Genomic DNA, 347 nt, shown 5'->3' on the forward strand with positions numbered 1-347 from the left:
TACGGATCGCGCCGACTCGTGTTGTCGCCATTCGGCGCAATTTCCGCCTCCAGCTGTTCTTTGAACGACGCCAAATTCGTATTCTCAATTACACCGACGTTTCTACCACCAAACGCAACCGTCAAAGCAGGAGTGCCACCAACACGGATCTCCGTAATGACCAGCATTTTACCGTCGATCTTGGTGGAAATAATGGGCGCGCCCTTCACCGGTATCTGCCCATTAAGATCTTTTATGGCCAATTCGATCGCTGGTCCATTTTGGATGATTTAGCAAAGGCATAAATCCCGAATGTCAAAATCGAGAGAAGCAAGTCCCTTACCCCGCCCACATTACCGTACCCAGCA

At 50.1% G+C, this 347-nt stretch carries 1 protein-coding gene; it reads right to left on the reverse strand.

The features are described 5' to 3' along the window. The coding region (locus tag P0D80_RS51460) for a hypothetical protein (RefSeq protein WP_408296722.1) at nucleotides 1-242 on the reverse strand (242 nt) is incomplete at its 3' end. Between the last annotated feature and the right edge of the window lie 105 nt (nucleotides 243-347).

This window comes from Paraburkholderia sp. RL17-373-BIF-A (assembly GCF_046030175.1).
Classification (GTDB): domain Bacteria; phylum Pseudomonadota; class Gammaproteobacteria; order Burkholderiales; family Burkholderiaceae; genus Paraburkholderia.